The 16,297-nt window shown below is 40.5% G+C and carries 15 protein-coding genes; 10 read left to right on the top strand and 5 right to left on the bottom strand.

Features of this window, described 5'->3' with window-relative positions:
- The first annotated feature begins 67 nt into the window (after positions 1–67).
- The 6 genes from HLI_RS06580 to HLI_RS06555 all read left to right on the top strand — a co-directional run bounded on the left by HLI_RS06580 (position 68) and on the right by HLI_RS06555 (position 7,278).
- The gene (locus HLI_RS06580; protein ID WP_241655950.1) at positions 68–1,939 is read left to right on the top strand and encodes a PAS domain-containing sensor histidine kinase; all 1,872 of its coding nucleotides are present in this window, start codon (positions 68–70) and stop codon (positions 1,937–1,939) included.
- Positions 1,940–2,459: 520 nt separating this feature from the next.
- Positions 2,460–3,308 carry a YitT family protein gene (locus HLI_RS06575; RefSeq protein WP_128524090.1) on the top strand — a complete coding sequence of 283 codons (849 nt, stop codon included), beginning with the start codon at positions 2,460–2,462 and terminating at the stop codon, positions 3,306–3,308.
- An 82-nt stretch (positions 3,309–3,390) separates the two neighbouring features.
- Entirely contained in the window at positions 3,391–4,035 is a 645-nt protein-coding gene (locus HLI_RS06570) for a GntR family transcriptional regulator (RefSeq protein WP_128524088.1), read from the top strand.
- A gap of 403 nt (positions 4,036–4,438) precedes the next feature.
- Positions 4,439–6,007, top strand: a complete 1,569-nt coding sequence (gene mbcS, locus HLI_RS06565; RefSeq protein ID WP_128524087.1) for an acyl-CoA synthetase MbcS — start codon at positions 4,439–4,441, stop codon at positions 6,005–6,007.
- Positions 6,008–6,099: 92 nt separating this feature from the next.
- Positions 6,100–6,525 (top strand): GNAT family N-acetyltransferase, encoded by a 426-nt coding sequence (locus HLI_RS06560; RefSeq protein WP_128524085.1) that lies wholly within the window; start codon positions 6,100–6,102, stop codon positions 6,523–6,525.
- Between the two features lie 81 nt (positions 6,526–6,606).
- Positions 6,607–7,278 carry a reverse transcriptase-like protein gene (locus HLI_RS06555; RefSeq protein WP_128524083.1) on the top strand — a complete coding sequence of 224 codons (672 nt, stop codon included), beginning with the start codon at positions 6,607–6,609 and terminating at the stop codon, positions 7,276–7,278.
- 320 nt (positions 7,279–7,598) lie between these two features.
- Here HLI_RS06555 and HLI_RS06550 read toward each other — a convergent pair whose 3' ends face one another.
- Together HLI_RS06550 and purU are read right to left on the bottom strand one after the other, a co-directional pair.
- Positions 7,599–8,093, bottom strand: coding sequence for a L,D-transpeptidase family protein (locus HLI_RS06550; protein ID WP_128524081.1), 495 nt, complete (start codon positions 8,091–8,093; stop codon positions 7,599–7,601).
- Positions 8,094–8,240: 147 nt separating this feature from the next.
- Complete coding sequence (gene purU, locus HLI_RS06545; protein WP_128524079.1) at positions 8,241–9,137, bottom strand: formyltetrahydrofolate deformylase; 897 nt, start codon at positions 9,135–9,137, stop codon at positions 8,241–8,243.
- A 154-nt stretch (positions 9,138–9,291) separates the two neighbouring features.
- Between purU and HLI_RS06540 the strand changes: the two genes are divergently transcribed.
- The 3 genes from HLI_RS06540 (at position 9,292) to HLI_RS06530 (ending at position 11,731) form a co-directional block, all read left to right on the top strand.
- Positions 9,292–10,716, top strand: a complete 1,425-nt coding sequence (locus HLI_RS06540; protein ID WP_128524077.1) for an aldehyde dehydrogenase family protein — start codon at positions 9,292–9,294, stop codon at positions 10,714–10,716.
- A 204-nt stretch (positions 10,717–10,920) separates the two neighbouring features.
- Complete coding sequence (locus HLI_RS06535; RefSeq protein WP_128524076.1) at positions 10,921–11,346, top strand: hypothetical protein; 426 nt, start codon at positions 10,921–10,923, stop codon at positions 11,344–11,346.
- Between the two features lie 130 nt (positions 11,347–11,476).
- Positions 11,477–11,731, top strand: coding sequence for a hypothetical protein (locus tag HLI_RS06530; protein WP_128524074.1), 255 nt, complete (start codon positions 11,477–11,479; stop codon positions 11,729–11,731).
- Between the two features lies 1 nt (position 11,732).
- Here the strand turns inward: HLI_RS06530 and HLI_RS06525 are convergent, their stop codons facing one another.
- Positions 11,733–12,002, bottom strand: coding sequence for a hypothetical protein (locus tag HLI_RS06525; protein ID WP_128524073.1), 270 nt, complete (start codon positions 12,000–12,002; stop codon positions 11,733–11,735).
- A 440-nt stretch (positions 12,003–12,442) separates the two neighbouring features.
- On the opposite strand from HLI_RS06525, the gene HLI_RS06520 reads away from it, so the two are divergent.
- Positions 12,443–14,071 (top strand): BCCT family transporter, encoded by a 1,629-nt coding sequence (locus tag HLI_RS06520; RefSeq protein ID WP_128524071.1) that lies wholly within the window; start codon positions 12,443–12,445, stop codon positions 14,069–14,071.
- Between the two features lie 128 nt (positions 14,072–14,199).
- On the opposite strand, the gene HLI_RS06515 is transcribed toward HLI_RS06520, so the two are convergent.
- Together HLI_RS06515 and HLI_RS06510 are read right to left on the bottom strand one after the other, a co-directional pair.
- Positions 14,200–14,901 (bottom strand): DUF5694 domain-containing protein, encoded by a 702-nt coding sequence (locus HLI_RS06515; protein ID WP_128524069.1) that lies wholly within the window; start codon positions 14,899–14,901, stop codon positions 14,200–14,202.
- Positions 14,902–15,240: 339 nt separating this feature from the next.
- Entirely contained in the window at positions 15,241–16,161 is a 921-nt protein-coding gene (locus tag HLI_RS06510) for a TIGR03571 family LLM class oxidoreductase (RefSeq protein WP_128526829.1), read from the bottom strand.
- Positions 16,162–16,297 lie beyond the last annotated feature (136 nt).

Here is a 16,297-nt window from a genome sequence, read left to right as displayed (position 1 = left end):
TTGATTACGTTATAATAAAAACTGTACTGGAAAATATTGAACGGCTAAAAGGAAAGAGGTCTTAATATTGGTAATAAGAGAGAGGTATTCTGACCAAGTTCATAGTGGGGAAATATTGGATGTTTTAAGTTTGAATGGTACACCGGCATGCTTACTGGATTTGCGCTTACAGACAGTAACGCTCAATCAGGAAATGCAGGGAACTCTTCAACTGGAAAAAACAGACATGTCGTTCTCTCAATGGATCCGCAGCTTCCGTCATACTGCTCAACACCGCTTGCAGCAAGTGTTGCATGAGCTTTTGACTGAAGGTTTACGGGAAACGTCTGTCCAGTTGACGGACAAAAATAATCTACAGGAGTATCACTGTAAAATGGTTCATCTTACAAATGGACAAATTACATTTACATTGAGAAGGTCAGTTGAACAACAACCGATAACTCCAGAGCCATTGACTCTCTCTTCTAAGGAGAATGAAGAGAAGTGTCCCCCCTTGAATCAATTCATCGGAAAGCAAGGGAAGAGACAAACCATTCATTTTTCCGACACTAATCACGCCCGGTCGAATCATCGTATGACTCAATTGGTAGACAAGTTCCCCCATGGCTTAGCGATTATCAATCATAATTGGGAAGTTACCTATGCGAATCCAAAAATGGAGGATTTGACAGGTGTATCTTTCTTTGATAATTATGAAAGGAAGTTATGGGACATCTTCCCGATTGATGAATACTATTATTTTTTTCAGAACTACTTAAGAGCAATGGAAACACAGGAAACGATAGAATTTGAAGGATTTTTGAAAAAGACGGATCTCGCTGTCCAAGTCACTGTCCATCCGACAGCATTGGGAATAACAGTTTTCGTTCAGGATGTCACGCAGTATAAAAGACATTTAGAAGCATTGAGAAACTCAGAGGAAAGATTCGCTTTACTCGCTGATAATATGAAAGATGTCTTTTGGATCAGTCAGCCGGATTATGATGAGCTTCACTATATCAGCCCAGCTTTTCAAAGCCTGTTCGGAATTTCCAGGCGTGATGTTTTTGCAGATCCAACTATCATCATGAAATGTATTCATGAGGCTGATCGGGAGAAAGTAACGGCCGCATTTCACCAGATGGCCGAGCAAAAGCGTGAAATCGATTATCGGGTGGAAAGTATTGATGGAGTGTCTAAATGGGTTAAAACAAAAGGATTCCCCGTTGACTACAATGGTAAATCCTACGTTCTTGGTATCCATGAAGATGTGACGGAATATAAAGAGATGCTGGAATTCAAGGAGAAATCTCAACAGCTTTCTACGATTACTCAAATGTCTGCCGGCATTGCTCATGAAATTAAAAACCCTCTCACAGCTATCAAAGGATTCTTACAGATTGGGGCAGCAAACCCTGAATTGAGAGATAATTACCAAGAGATCATTTTGGATGAAGTCAATCGGATTGAAGCGATTGTCCAGGACTTCATGATGTTGTCTAAGCCGAAGTCCTCCCTCCAGCTTGAACAAGTCGATCCTGAGCAACTGGTCTCTTATGTATTAAGGCTGTTGGAGCCTGAAGCGAACGAAAAGCAGATTCTTCTCTTGTTTGATTGTGAAACGACTCAGGGTACATTTGAAACAGAGCCGAAACGTATGAATCAGATTTTGATCAATCTTGTCAAAAACGCGATTGATGCTGTAGATTCAGGTGGAGAAGTCCGGGTGAGTATTGAAATGTCAAGCGAAGAGCTAACGCTTTCCGTTAGAGATAATGGTCCAGGACTGACATCCCAAGAACTTACTAAAATCGGTGAGCCTTTCTTTACTACCAAAGAGAAAGGAACGGGTTTGGGTGTCATGGTAACGAAGAAAATCGTTGCTGATTTGAACGGAATTATTTCATATGAGAGTCAAAAAGGAGCAGGGACGACTGTTACTGTACGCTTGCCAAAATAAATATAGTAGGGGAGCATCATCACTTCGAAGTGGTGATGCTTTTTTGCTGTCTGGGAATTTAGTATTTCCACAGCTATGGAGGGCTTGCCAGGCGGTTGCCAAGTATATGGTTTTATGTTCTATTCTAATGCAATGAATCGCGTCACTCGGTTTAATGTGCAATTCCTGGTCTATCTCCCATTCGCTTATTAGTTAATCCATAACACTAAAAGCATGGGTGAATAGTAATGGAATAGACTGGAATATATTTTGGATAACTAACGAAAACCTTATCCTCACAAATTGACTGCATATTATAAATATCGGCATTTTTTGATAAATTATAAATATTCTTTCCAAAGAAAATGGTTTCACAACACTTAATCTTTTGAAAATTTAGCCTTCAATCGCTTACAAAAAATAAAATATTTTTTTCTGAACAAAGCTGTTTACAAACGGTTATAAGGGCTCTATAATCCCGATTGTACTACAATTTTCGTTCGACAAATTTTTCATACACCGCAGAAAAGGAGGCTTTCTGATGTTTAATAAAGTGTGGTCATTTCTTTTAATGAATTTAGGTTCACTAGGAGTAGCAATAAATGTTCATTTCTTCCTGTCACCGAATGATTTAGCTACAGGAGGAGTCAGTGGTCTTTCAATCGTTTTGAATAAAGTGTTCCCAGATCTGTCACTTGGTCTTATTATGATTATATTGAATGTCATATTATTCATTGTCGGTTTTATCTTTTTAGGATTTCAGTTTGGACTCAAAACGATTTATGCAAGTTTTGCTTTGTCCTTCATGGTATGGGGGCTAGAAGCCTATTTTCCAATGCAGGAAGCATTGAGCAATGACTTATTGATCCAGTTGATCATCGGTCAAATTATCGCTGCTTCTGGTATGGCATTAGTTTTTCATCAGGGAGCTTCTACAGGCGGAACAGATATCCTTGCTATGATCTTGAACAAATTCTTTTCTATCGAAGTCGGGAAAGGTGTTCTATTCTCAGACATCGCTATAGCTACATCATCGATTTTCCTATTTGGTCCTACGGTGGGGATGTACGCCTTCTTCGGAGTGATTTTAAACGGACTCGTCATCGACTATATGTTGCAACAGTTTGAAGATAATAAAGAAATCGTCATTATCAGTCGTGAAAGTGAGCTGGTACGCCACTTCATCGTAAATAAATTGAAACGAGGAGCGACCATTCACCAGGCTAAAGGTGCGTTCAGGCAAGAAAACAAAGAAGTGATTACGACGATATTAAGTCGGAAAGATTATACTCGCTTGAAAAAATATATGACATCTGTGGACGAGCAAGCTTTTATCACCGTCCATTCAATGAATGAAATTCTTGGTGAAAACTTCAAACGTTTAGCATAAAAGGTGGGATATCATCCGAAGACAAACATTTACTGAAACCGTAAAAGAGAGACAATCACGGACAGAGGATGTATATGAATATTTGAAGGAATTTATTTTATTCCGAAAAATTGCACCGGGTACTCAACTTGTCGAGAAAGCGATTGGAAAAGAACTTAAAGTGTCTAGAACGCCGATTCGCAATGCTATGAACAGACTTGAAAATGAAGGGCTGGTCAAAATCGTTTCCAATCGTGGTGCTTTTGTGGTCCAGCCCACGAGAGATGAGATACGCCAGGCATTTGATATGAGACGCCACTTAGAGAAAATGACAGCCGAATTAATTCATGAAACGATCTCAGAAGATGATCTTCTCCAAATGAGTGAGTGGATAGAGCATGAAAAAAAGACCTACGAGACAAAAGATATCCTGCAATATTTAGAAGTCAATAAACAGTTTCATATGTCGTTGGCTTTAAAGACTAAAAACTCCTTCCTCATCGATTTTACGGAGCGGATTCTTGATCAAATAAATGTCTATTTAATGTTATATGATGTCTTTTTCGATGAAAATCTTGATGAAAAGAAACGTTTTAAAGAACATGAATTAATATTGGAAGCTTTCAGAGGGAAAAACCTCGGACGGTTACTCCATTTAATCGATCAACATATGGAAGAGAGTCTTCGTTATATGTCTTTAGAGGAAAGAGATCGGTTCGAGTATATAGATAAGAAAAAGAGCCTTTAGGTTGTGTGAAATACAACTCAAAGGCTCTTTTTCTTTTTGAGGCGTAAAATCTTAATGTAAGCTGTAAGGTTTATGAGTAAGAGCGTAATGACCGACGCAATCGTATAGTTGAAATTATTAGTCATAATTGAAATAAAAAGAAAAGGGATGAGCATAAAGGTCGATATGAAGAGAGCGAGCTTTGGTGTCAGCGTATGTATCTTCATTGGACGTGTTTCCATTCAGCCACGTTCCTTTCTTTTTCTTATATCTCATTATAGGAGAAGGTTTAATTATCTGTCAATTTAATAAGGGCAATTCTGTTTCCTATGGTCAAATATAGTATTTGAAAGATTTAGAAAACTTGATATAATGGAAATGAACCAAACTGAACAGTCGCTCATTAAAAGGGGAGGAATAGAAAATGAACAGAGAAGAATTGATTGCTCCTGAAAGGTACAATGTTGTCTCAGAAATGGAAAAGTTTGCGGATGAAGCTGGTCGCAAAGCATTGTTATGGTTGAACGAACAAGGAGAAAAAAGAGAAGTTACATATGATCAATTGATGAAGAATGCAAACAAAATTGGAAACGCTTTCCTTGGGCAAGGTCTTACACCAGGGGATAAAGTGCTCGTGATGATTCCAAGGCTGATTGAGGCGTATCAAGTCTATATTGCTGCTCTTAAAGCAGGGCTTGTAGTTATCCCGAGTTCTGAAATGTTGCGGACAAAAGATTTACAATATCGTGTATCCCATGGTGAAGTCAGCGCTGTGGTGAGCTATCATCCCTTCACAGATCAATTTCATGATGTGAAAGAATTCGAACGACTTATCACTTTTTCTGTAGGCGGGTCTAAGGAAGGCTGGCTCGCTCTTGATGAGTTGATGGAAGATTACAGTGATGAGATGGCGCTTGCTGATACTTCAAGAGATGATATTGCATTTCTATCATACACTTCAGGAACCACTGGGAATCCTAAAGGGGTCGTCCACACACATGGGTGGGGATATGCTCATTTGAAGACCGCTGCAGATAAATGGCTCGCAATCAAAGATGGTGATACCGTGTGGGCTACAGCTGGTCCAGGCTGGCAAAAGTGGATTTGGAGTCCGTTCTTGTCGGTGTTAGGTACAGGAGCCCAAGGCCTGATTTTTCAAGGTAAATTCGACCCGAAGAAATACTTGAGCTTGATGGACGAGCACGAGGTGAATGTGCTGTGCTGTACACCGACAGAATACCGTTTGATGGCGAAAGTCGATAATTTATCAGATTATAGGTTATCAGGATTGCACAGTGCTGTTTCCGCCGGTGAACCATTAAACAGAGAAGTCATTGATACGTTCACAAACCATTTTAATGTTACGGTCAGGGATGGCTATGGTCAAACAGAAAATACACTGCTTGTCGGTATTATGAAAGATATGGAGGTGCGCCCAGGCTCAATGGGACGGCCAACCCCGGGAAATCAAGTGGAGATCATTGATGAAATGGGAGCTCCAGTAGGGCCGGGGGAGGTGGGAGATATCGCCGTTCATCTGGATACCCCGGCGCTTTTCAAAGAATATTTCAAAGATCCAGAACGAACAAAAATGTCAAGGCGCGGAAATTATTATGTAACTGGGGACCAAGCAGCAAAAGATGAAGATGGATACTTTTGGTTTGAAGGTCGGAGTGATGATATTATCATCAGTTCCGGATATACCATCGGACCTTTTGAAGTTGAAGATGCACTCGTCAAACATTCGGCTGTCCAAGAGTGCGCGGTTGTAGCGAGCCCGGATGAAGTTCGCGGGAACGTCGTCAAGGCCTATATCGTCTTGCAGGATGGATATGAAGCAAACGATGATTTAACCAAAGAATTACAGAGCCATGTTAAAGACTTGACCGCTCCTTATAAATATCCAAGAAAAGTAGAATTCATTAAAGAATTGCCTAAGACAACATCAGGGAAAATCAGACGTGTAGAACTCCGCCAAAAAGAAAACGTCTAGAAATGACGACAAACCTGAAGGTCGACTATGATCTTCAGGTTTTTTACTGCGAATATTAAGGTGAAAATTAAAAGGAAAGAGGTGTACTTGTCATGTTACGGGAAGCAAATACCAGAGATGCAGATGCTCTTGTGCCATTGATGAAAACTTTAGGATATCCAACAACAGCAGAAAAGATGAGAACCAGAATGGAAAGGATCTTTTCTAAGGAAGAGTACCAAACATTTGTATGGGAGGAAAATGAGAAACTATCAGGTATGATAGGGATGAGATTGAGTTACGCATATCATACGGATGAACCTCATGTTAGAGTCATTGCCTTTGCTGTAAATGAAGATAGTCAGGGCAAGGGTATTGGAGGGAAGCTTATGAAAGCAGCAGAGCAATGGGGGAAAGCGAATGATGCGACTACAGTGATGCTGAACAGTGGCAACAGGAAAGAAAGAGAGGCTACCCATGAAATTTATCGTCATTATGGATTTGAAGGTACAGCGACAGGCTTTTACAAACACATCTAGTAAAGGAGTATTTAAATAATGAGGCAGATAGGAGGGTACAATTAAAGGAAGAGGTAATTAAACGGAAAAGGAGGGAATGAAATGAAAATCACAATCGAACTTACATATAAGACCCCGAAGAAAACAGAGGCCTTTTTCAAATCTGAAGAAATGGCAGTGGGGGAGGCACTTCTCATTGCTGAGGATTTAGAGCGGTCGGGCAGAGCACATCATATAACTTTTGTAGATAACTATGATACGACATGGAAGATGAAGGATTTGAGAAAGTATCTGACAGGTTTAGAAAAAGAGCCTCATAATCTGACCGTTTATTTTGATGGAGGATTTGAAATCGAAAACCGCAAGTCAGGGTTAGGATGTGCCATCTATTATGAGCAAAATGGTAAATCCATGAGATTAAGGAAAAATGCAAAAGTGGAGGAACTTGCTACTAACAATGAGGCGGAGTATGCAGCACTGTATTTGGCCATCCAAGAACTGGAAATGCTTGACGTGAAAAATCTTCCGGTAACTTTTTCAGGGGACTCACAAGTGGTCATTAAGCAATTGAATGAAGAATGGCCGACTATGGATGACGTTTTATTGAATTGGGCGGAGCGAATTGATGAAAAGTTGGAGCAAATGGGTATTACTCCGAGTTTTGAACTTATCACCCGCAAAGATAACCGGGAAGCAGATCGTCTGGCCACTCAAGCATTGAATGGCGTAGAAGTTACGAGTACGATTGATCGACATGAAAAAAGAGGGCAGTAATTACGAGGCTACTGAAAAAACCTTTTCAATCTAGAGGATCCGAGTTGAACGATAAAATCGTCCAACTCGGCTTTTTCTTTGATGTATAACTCAGAAAGTCGCAGTTCTCCAGTAGCCACATAATTACAAAGGTGATGGGCTTTGTCAGGCTCTTTTAATGTAAAGTTTTCGGAGGCTTCTATTTGCTGTTGGGAAGGAAAGGGGGAGCTCGTTTTTTTGGGGGAAATCACTGAACCTAACCCCGCTCAGCTCTTGTCCCTCATCCCCTTTCTGTATCCGGTGCAGACGAACATAGAATAATTCGGTTGATTCTTTATGAGCTAAAGATGAATGGTGACAGGCGTACCGATTGGAATGGTCCTGGCTAGTTCTTCAACATCTTCGTTGAACATCCTGATGCAGCCTTTGGATACTGCTTTACCAATAGAACTTGGATTATTTGTACCGTGTATGCCGTAGTGTTCTTTGGACAAGCTCATCCACATCGTCCCGAATGGGCCGCCCGGATCGGGTGCTTTATTTATGATGATGAAATTTCCGGTGGGAGTGTTGGACAGCATTCTGCCAACAGCGATGGGATATTGCTTTTGTAATATCCCATTTTTATATAAGCGTAATTGACGATTGTTAACAGATATATCGATCCTATAAGTGATGGTTTCTATCGGGGGAAAACCAGGGATTTCGAGTCTTTGGCCAGGATAAATCAAATTAGGATTTGGGATTTGGTTTACAGACAGTATTTCTCCAAGAGGAGTACGGTAGTCTCTTGAGATTTGCGTTAAAGTTTCCCCGGGTTTAACTGTATGGATCATGTAGATCGCCTCCACAGAAAGATTTCTCTCTATGAACATTTTATGTGCAGGTTAAGGAGAATTTCATAAAAAAAAACCTGGAAGGGAACCAGGTTTTTTTATATAGACAGACACGTGACCAAAAGCCATTGTCCTTTACTCATTCGCTTAAAAAACGATTGTCTTATTTTCGTGAACGAGGACGCGATCTTCGATTTCCCATTTCACAGCTCGTGCTAATACACTGCGTTCAATCAGCCTTCCCTTTTTCTTCAAATCATTGACGCTATTGCGATGGTCTACTCGAATGACATCTTGCTCAATGATAGGTCCTTCGTCCAAATCATCTGTGACATAGTGGGAGGTTGCGCCGATCAGTTTGACTCCACGTTGATAGGCCCGTTTATGAGGGCTCGCTCCAATGAATGCCGGCAAGAACGAATGGTGGATATTAATAATGCTTGAAGGATGAGTCGCTACAAACTTTGGTGTTAGGATTTGCATATATCGGGCCAAAACGATCAAGTCGATTTTATACTCCTCAAGTAATTCAAGTTGTTTTGCTTCCACCTCATTCCGGATATCTTTGTTTGCTGGGATGTAATGAAAAGGTATACCGAAGGATTCGACCAGCTCTCGTCCTGTTTCATGGTTACTGATTACAAGCGAGATATCTGTCATGAGATCTCCGCTTTCCCATTCATATAATAATTCCCTTAGACAGTGAAGTTCCTTGGAGGCGAAAATGGCTGTCTTTTTTAAATTGTGTAAAAAGCTCATTCGCCAATTCATGTCAAATTGGTCAGCAATGGATTGGAAGTCTCTTTTCAACATTGTTTCTTTATCTTTTATATTATTCGATGCAAAAACGATGCGGAGAAAAAAAGTCCCCTCAACATGGTCTGTTGTATACTGGCTTGATTCTACAATGTTGGCTTCATGTTCATATAAAAATTTGGAAATGCTTGATACGATCCCGGGTTGATCGGGACAACTGACAAGTAATCGAGTCTTGTCCTCGTTTTTAGTCAGATATTGTTGGATTTGTTGATTAGTCGAAGACATGATCCCCCACCTTTCCTTATTGTTGTACCAATTATAGATGAGTGAAGTGCTTTTGAGAAGTGGAGCAAAGAACAGGTAATGTTTGAAAGTGGAAAAAAACGGTTACAGTCTTTCAGAACGATAAAAAATTCGTTTACTAAAGGAGACGTGTAAAATGCGTAACTACTTGAAGCACTATATAAATGGAGAATGGATAGACTCAACAGGGGATGAGACAGAAGATGTCATCAATCCCGCTACTGAAGAAGTCATCGGTACCATCAGTCTAGGTACGAAAGAAGATCTTGATAAAGCTGTAAAAGCAGCCCGTGCTGCCTTTCCTTCTTTTTCTCAAACTTCAAAACAGGAAAGAATTGAATTACTGGAAAGAATTGCCCAGGAATATGAAAAAAGAAAAGACGATATAATCGAAACGATTACAGATGAATTGGGTTCTCCCTTGTCGGTATCAGAAAATGTACATTATATGATGGGTTATAATCATTTTGCCCAAGCGGCAGAATCACTGAAGGAATTTTCTTTCATTGAAAACCGAGGCGGGCATACCGTCATGAAAGATACGATCGGTATCAGTGGTCTTATTACACCTTGGAACTTCCCGACAAATCAGACGTCCACTAAGATTGCAAGTGCTTTTGCTGCCGGTAGTCCTGTCATATTGAAGCCTGCAGAGCTTACGCCGTTCGCTGCTGTCATTTTAACAGAAATATTTGAAGCGGCTGGCGTACCGAAGGGTGTATTTAATTTAGTGAATGGTTCTGGCTCAGTGATCGGTAATGGAATCAGCTCTCATCCGGATATCGATTTTGTATCGTTTACAGGTTCAGGAGCTGTCGGTCAAAAAATTATGGAAAATGCATCTGAAACAATCAAAAACTTTGCCCTTGAGTTAGGTGGGAAATCCCCACTTGTCGTCCTTGATGATGCAGATGTTGAGCAAGCTGCCAGAACAGCGGTTGGCCATATTGCTACAAACACCGGTCAAGTTTGTTCCGCAGCAACTCGTGTTCTTGTTCCATCTTCCATGAAGGAATCATTTGAAAAGGCTGTTAAAAATGTTCTTCCTGAATTTCCGGTTGGAGATCCACGAGAAGACAATCGTACTGGTCCCTTGGTTGCGAAGAAACAGTGGGATACTGTCCAATCATATATTGAAAAAGGGCAGGAAGAAGGAGCTACTCTTCTTGTCGGTGGAACAGGTAAACCTGAAGGATTGGATAAAGGTTATTATGCAAAACCGACTGTCTTCACAGATGTGAAAAATGACATGGTAATTGCTCAGGAAGAAATTTTCGGACCGGTCATGTCCATCATTACCTATGATTCCATTGATGAAGCGATAGAGATAGCTAATGATACGTATTATGGTTTAGCGGGCTACGTGGTAGGTGAAAATCCAGAGAACCTAAGAAAGGTAGCTTCAGGAATCAGGGCTGGGCGTGTAAAAGTGAATGACGCTGAAGCTGATTTTGCTGCTCCATTCGGTGGCTATAAACGGTCAGGCATCGGAAGAGAGTGGGGAGATTACGGAATTGAAGAGTATTTGGAAACGAAAACAATTTTAGGCTTCCCTGAATAAAGATAAGAAACAGGAGTGGGCATCACTCCTGTTTTTTTATCTTTTTTTGTATTTATATAGGAACTTCTTATAATTATAAGAAACTATCTCCATTTTTCACCGTAGTATATAGTATACAATCATATTTTATTGAATTTACATACATATAAAATGGAATAAAATACCTATTTTATGTTATGATGGACATGGTAAAGAGGTGAGAGGATGGGGAGAAAACTTTTAGTGTTGATTGGAATCGTGACATTGATTGCCAGTTGTGTCGTCTATATTGACCAAAGGTACTTTTTTAATCCTGTCGTTTTCAGTAAAGATGCCATCACTCCCCATAGCTGGAGTGATTATGAACGCCCTTTGACGCTTACCTATTACAGTTTGGATGGGGAAGAACGGACGTCATACAGGGTTGAGCAGGAAGGGGATATCCGTCAATTCCTAAAGGCGATGAAAAATTCCCCTCAAGCGCAAGAAACAGAAGAAACGACCGAGATTAATGGCGCACTGAAATTGAAGAGTAATAATGACACTCTGCTTGAAGTATATTTTTATTCTGATTACTGGCACGTTCTTAAACAAGATAGGTCAATATACCAAGTGACACAAGCATTAAAAAGATTAATCGATAAATTATAGCCAGCGAGGTTCTGAAAGTGGACCTTGCTGGCTTTGTTGTTTAAAAAAGATACTTTTCTTTCTTAAAAAAATAGGGTGTAATATACTTGGGAAGGATATAAACTGAACAATCATTTGAGGAGGATGCCGAATGAGTAAGTGGTTTACTCATATTTTCAATATACTCGTCGGTTTGTTGATTATTGCAGAAGGTACTGTTTATATATTCATGAATAATAAGGATGGGGAACTTCATATTAGAAGTATGATTATGACGGTGCTGCTTCTATTGGCATGGGCGATGTCATATCGGAAACAGCTGACTAGTGATAACCAGAGTGCTTGGTTGATTTTAACCATCATCATTATGATTCCAATGATTTTACCGTGGCTATTTTTCATCTGACTTACAATAGCCACATGGATAGCCCGAGACTAGCAAAAATGAGTGCCGAGGCCAGGTAAATATACCCGTAGACTTGGTGCTTCCTTGCTTCGTCATCTATTTCAACAGCACCTGCAAAAACAGGAAAAAAGATGCCGACTATATATAAACTTATTTCCACTCCTGAAAACGGATGGGATTTGACCAAAAGCCATCCATCCAGGGGGAATACAGTCACCAATGGAAGGTATAACGGATTACACCGATCTCTCCACGATTTTCCTTCAGCCAACCTCAACCCCTCCTTCATGTATTCTATAGTAATTTCACAATTGATCTAACGAAAAAATAAAAATCATCTTCATAAATGTGGACGGCTGTCATGCTCGCATTTTCCACTTACATGACAGTTAACTCCCTATGCGTTTTAACATATAGGATTAATAACACTTTCGGATTCAATAATAAGCTAAATGGGCTGCTTCATTCCCCCTTTATTTTCTCCTGGATGTCGCATATTGTCGTAATTGAAAGATTATCCCCGCTTCCTGCGCTTATGTCTTTCAGAATAGGGTATAAACTATACAGACCACATTTGTCCCCTGTCTATACAATTGTTACAATGATGCTTGTGTATTTAAAAGATGTTTCAAGATTCCACCCCTCCCCTGCATGTTTCAACCCTTTAAAGAACAAACTAAATTACAATGAAGATGAAAGGATGTATGTCACTTGAAAACGAAGTTGATTGATTGGCCTACTTTTATTGGCGCATTGATTTTACTATTCGGTGTGACGATTCCACTGATTGTTTTCCCTGAAGCTGGGAAAGTGTTCGTTTCCGAAGCAAATGCATTCATGACTGAGAACTTCGGTGTTCTTTATATGATCATGGGTTTTGTTATCTTTGCTTTTCTTATTTTTGTAGCTTTTAGTAAGAATGGGTCGATTAAACTTGGCGATGAAGGGGAAAAGCCTGAGTTCAGTACTTTCTCATGGGCAGCTATGCTGTTCGCTGCAGGAATCGGTTCCAGTATTTTGTATTGGGCTGTAATTGAATGGGCTTATTATTACCAGGGCCCTCCGTTTGGGGTAGAGCCGGGATCCAAAGAAGCGATCCAATGGGCTTCTGCATACGGTATATTTCATTGGGGACCTATTGCATGGGCGATTTATACATTACCCGCCCTCCCGATAGCATATTTCTATTATGTGCGGAAGAAACCAGTACTTAAAGTAAGTGAAGCTGTCCGCCCGGTTTTAGGCAAAACGGTTGATGGTCCATTGGGAAATCTCATAGACATTTTATTCATGTTTGGGTTACTAGGTGGAGCCGGAACAACATTAGCTCTTGGAACACCTATGATAGCACAGGGAATCAACAGTTTGACCGGTATTCCGGTAACTCTTGGCATGAAAGCCGCCATCATGCTTTTGTGTACCATTATTTTTGCCGTCAGCTCATATTCTGGTTTGAAGCGTGGTATTAAGGTTCTGAGTGATGTGAACCTTTGGCTTTCTTTATTCCTGCTTGCCTTTATCTTCATTTTTGGGCCTACGCGCTTTATTAGTGAAACGACGTTCAACTCTTTAGGAATTCTAGCTGATAACTTCTTTAAAATGGCCACGTGGATGGAGCCATTCGGAAACTTGGGTCAATTTGAACTGACCAGCTTCCCCGAGAGTTGGACGATCTTCTACTGGGCATGGTGGCTAGTGTATGCACCATTCGTAGGTTTGTTCGTTGCCAGAATTTCCAGAGGGCGCACAATTCGTCAAATGGTTCTTGGCACAATGGTTTATGGGACGATAGGTTGTGTGCTTTTCTTTGGAATCATGGGTAATTTCGGTTTGTATATGCAATTGACAGGAAGTTTTGATGCGATTGCATTCATGGATCAATATGGAGCTCCAGCCACGATTATTGAGATTATTAATCAGTTGCCATTGGCGAAATTCATGGTTCTGGTCTTTACGGTATTGGCGATTATTTTCCTTGCCACGACGTTTGATTCTTCCTCTTACATTCTGGCTTCTGTAGTTCAAAAGAGTGTAGAGGGAGAGCCGCTGCGCTGGAACCGTCTTTTCTGGGCATTTGCTTTGTGTATCATGCCTCTGGCTCTCATGTTTCTCGGTGGTTTGGATACTTTGCAGACAGCAAGTATTGTCGGTGGTTTTCCACTGATTTTCATCATGTTCTTACTTGCATGGTCATTTATGAAAGCTTCTAATACAGATATCCGGGAATCGGATGATTATGAACCGAGTACTATCCATATTAAACGTTGGAAGAACAGAAAGAAAAAGAAAAAACGTTCGGCACTTGAAGCACTTGAAGACAAGCCTGAAAATGAAGATTAAAGATTTAAAAGCAAACCTCTCCACTTACTGATAGAGGTTTGCTTTTCGGATCTAATTACGATATTAACCCACCTCAAGCCATCCAGAATCTGGATGGCTTGAGGTGGGTTTTTGGTTTTTTTATAAAATTATGTATCCAGATAAGAGGTGACGGAGGGAAGGTGAAAATCCCCGCTATCCTTAATGAATCCTTGGAGAAGATGAAGATGATCACTGCCGATTAACACAAGGATGCGATCATTTGGCCGGGCGATTCTGGCAATATTAGCGGCAATAGCTAAATCTCTGTGGTGCCACTGTTTTAACCATTGTACACCGATCTGATGTTGACGATCTCCGACTCGAGCGAGCTTTATATAAATTCTTTGAAGTTCCTTTATATAATCAGGATCGTTGATATAACGCAGTACGTCCAGCACTGTCTCACCTTTTTCCATCTTTTTTAAATGTGACTGAACTTGGAGGATTTCTTTGAAAAGTTCTGGCTGATGCTCTTTAGCCCATTCAAAAACTTGATTCAAAGAAGGGGAGTCCATATCGACGATTTCATCGACAGGGTGAAGTTGCGGGAGATTTAATTCATGGGCGATTCGAAAAGCGAACTGTTCAACTTCGTCATACGCAGGCGCCAGATCCCCGTTCAGAAACTCACGATATTTACGCATCAACTCTTCTTCAATTAAGAATGATTTTTCAACAGCGATTTTCGTAGGGCGGAATTTTTTTAGTGAATGGACAATATCTTGGATTTGTTTTTGCTGATCATTTACTTTCTGTGGGTCCATAGCCATATGAAAGGTGCCGACCAACATTATTTCAGGCTTGTTCATTTCCAGTCTCCCCTTTCTCGTAAGATACTTATATACTCAGGAGCTCAGCTTCATTTCTAAGGAATATCATAAATTCTTTGCTACGGAAGAACTGCATCTTTCAGAGTTATGCATCAATGAGAAAAGCTGAGCAGGACAATTTTACAATTCAACTCGGCTTCTATTACTTCGATGAGACATTCGGGTTCTTACCACTCCATGAGCTTTAGTATTCCCTTTATATTGACTTTGAATATCGCCACCGGCCCTTGTACATGCAAAGTGGATTTCGCTTATAAATCAAAAAAATATTCTTTTTAGATGGACAGCATTGATTCTACGATGAGCGTTTGATGTTGGTCATGGTGATTGGCGGAATAATGGAAGAACGTCTTCACCGAGTTCCTGCATCACTTCACTTATAGGGCGCTTATTCTTTGACAGTCCGAACATGAGGTGATTGACTCCTATGGAACGGTATTCTTCAATTAAATTTATAAGATTTTCACGCCCCACCCGATATCCGGCTGGTATTTTTTCAGCGGGATGAGAGGGGTCGTCAGATAACTCTAAAGGGAGCGGCATGAGGAAAGGGCGGAAGACATCACCATGATAATGTTTCACTCTTTTCCGATACTGTTCGATGGTCTGTTTCTGCTGCTCGGGCCGCTGGGGGTAAAACATCCATCCGTCTCCATGTTCAGCAATCCAATCTAATGTCTGCTGACAATAACCGGTCATTAGTGTAGGAATGCGTTTCGTCGGTTTAGGTACCACGTTGGATTTTTTCAACGCTCCATATGGTGATTGCAGTTCTGGAAACTCTTCATATATAGCTTTATTAAAAAAATGAAAAGCCTCTTTGAACCACTCTCCTCTTTCCATGATCGGAATGTTTAGACCTTCAAAATCTTTCCTGCGGTCGCCTGAAGAAATACCGAAAATCATACGTTCTGGGAAGAGCTTTTCAATGCTTGCTACTTCTTTAGCTGTACGCAAAGGGTGACGTAAAGACATCACAAGGGCTGCTGTTCCCAGGTTTATGGAGTTTGTATGTGAAGCTAAATAAGTCAAGTAGATAAGACTGTCGAAAATCTGTCCAGTGGCCGGATCTTCAAAAGTCGGGTCTTCCAGTAATACGTCTTGAAGCCATAGACAGTGGAAGCCCATCGTTTCAGCTAATTGCGCCATTTCAATTTGGTCAGTCATTGAAGGGGGAGTCTTGTCATAATTTTCTAATGGAATAGTGAGTCCGAAGCTAATGTGGTTATCTTGTAACATGGTTTGATATCCTTGATGGTTTTGAAACAATAGGACTCCTCCTTTTTTGGAATAGATTAACTCCTATTATAATGAGGATGGTATAGAAGTTCTAACCAAAAAGGTTGGAGAAAAGGAAAGACCCCGCCCTTCCAGA

Source organism: Halobacillus litoralis (assembly GCF_004101865.1).
Taxonomy (GTDB): domain Bacteria; phylum Bacillota; class Bacilli; order Bacillales; family Halobacillaceae; genus Halobacillus; species Halobacillus litoralis_A.
This window is presented reverse-complemented; position numbering and strand designations above follow the sequence as displayed.

Bases quoted from the DNA above. Each gene is read 5' to 3' on its own strand.
- purU (WP_128524079.1), bottom strand. From the start codon at position 9,137: ATGTCTTCGACTAATCAACAAATCCAACAATATCTGACTAAAAACGAG.
- HLI_RS06515 (WP_128524069.1), bottom strand. From the start codon at position 14,901: ATGAACAAGCCTGAAATAATGTTGGTCGGCACCTTTCATATGGCTATG.
- HLI_RS06535 (WP_128524076.1), top strand. From the start codon at position 10,921: ATGGGGAGAAAACTTTTAGTGTTGATTGGAATCGTGACATTGATTGCC.
- HLI_RS06530 (WP_128524074.1), top strand. From the start codon at position 11,477: ATGAGTAAGTGGTTTACTCATATTTTCAATATACTCGTCGGTTTGTTG.
- HLI_RS06540 (WP_128524077.1), top strand. From the start codon at position 9,292: ATGCGTAACTACTTGAAGCACTATATAAATGGAGAATGGATAGACTCA.
- mbcS (WP_128524087.1), top strand. From the start codon at position 4,439: ATGAACAGAGAAGAATTGATTGCTCCTGAAAGGTACAATGTTGTCTCA.
- HLI_RS06560 (WP_128524085.1), top strand. From the start codon at position 6,100: ATGTTACGGGAAGCAAATACCAGAGATGCAGATGCTCTTGTGCCATTG.
- HLI_RS06550 (WP_128524081.1), bottom strand. From the start codon at position 8,093: ATGATCCATACAGTTAAACCCGGGGAAACTTTAACGCAAATCTCAAGA.
- HLI_RS06555 (WP_128524083.1), top strand. From the start codon at position 6,607: ATGAAAATCACAATCGAACTTACATATAAGACCCCGAAGAAAACAGAG.
- HLI_RS06510 (WP_128526829.1), bottom strand. From the start codon at position 16,161: ATGTTACAAGATAACCACATTAGCTTCGGACTCACTATTCCATTAGAA.
- HLI_RS06575 (WP_128524090.1), top strand. From the start codon at position 2,460: ATGTTTAATAAAGTGTGGTCATTTCTTTTAATGAATTTAGGTTCACTA.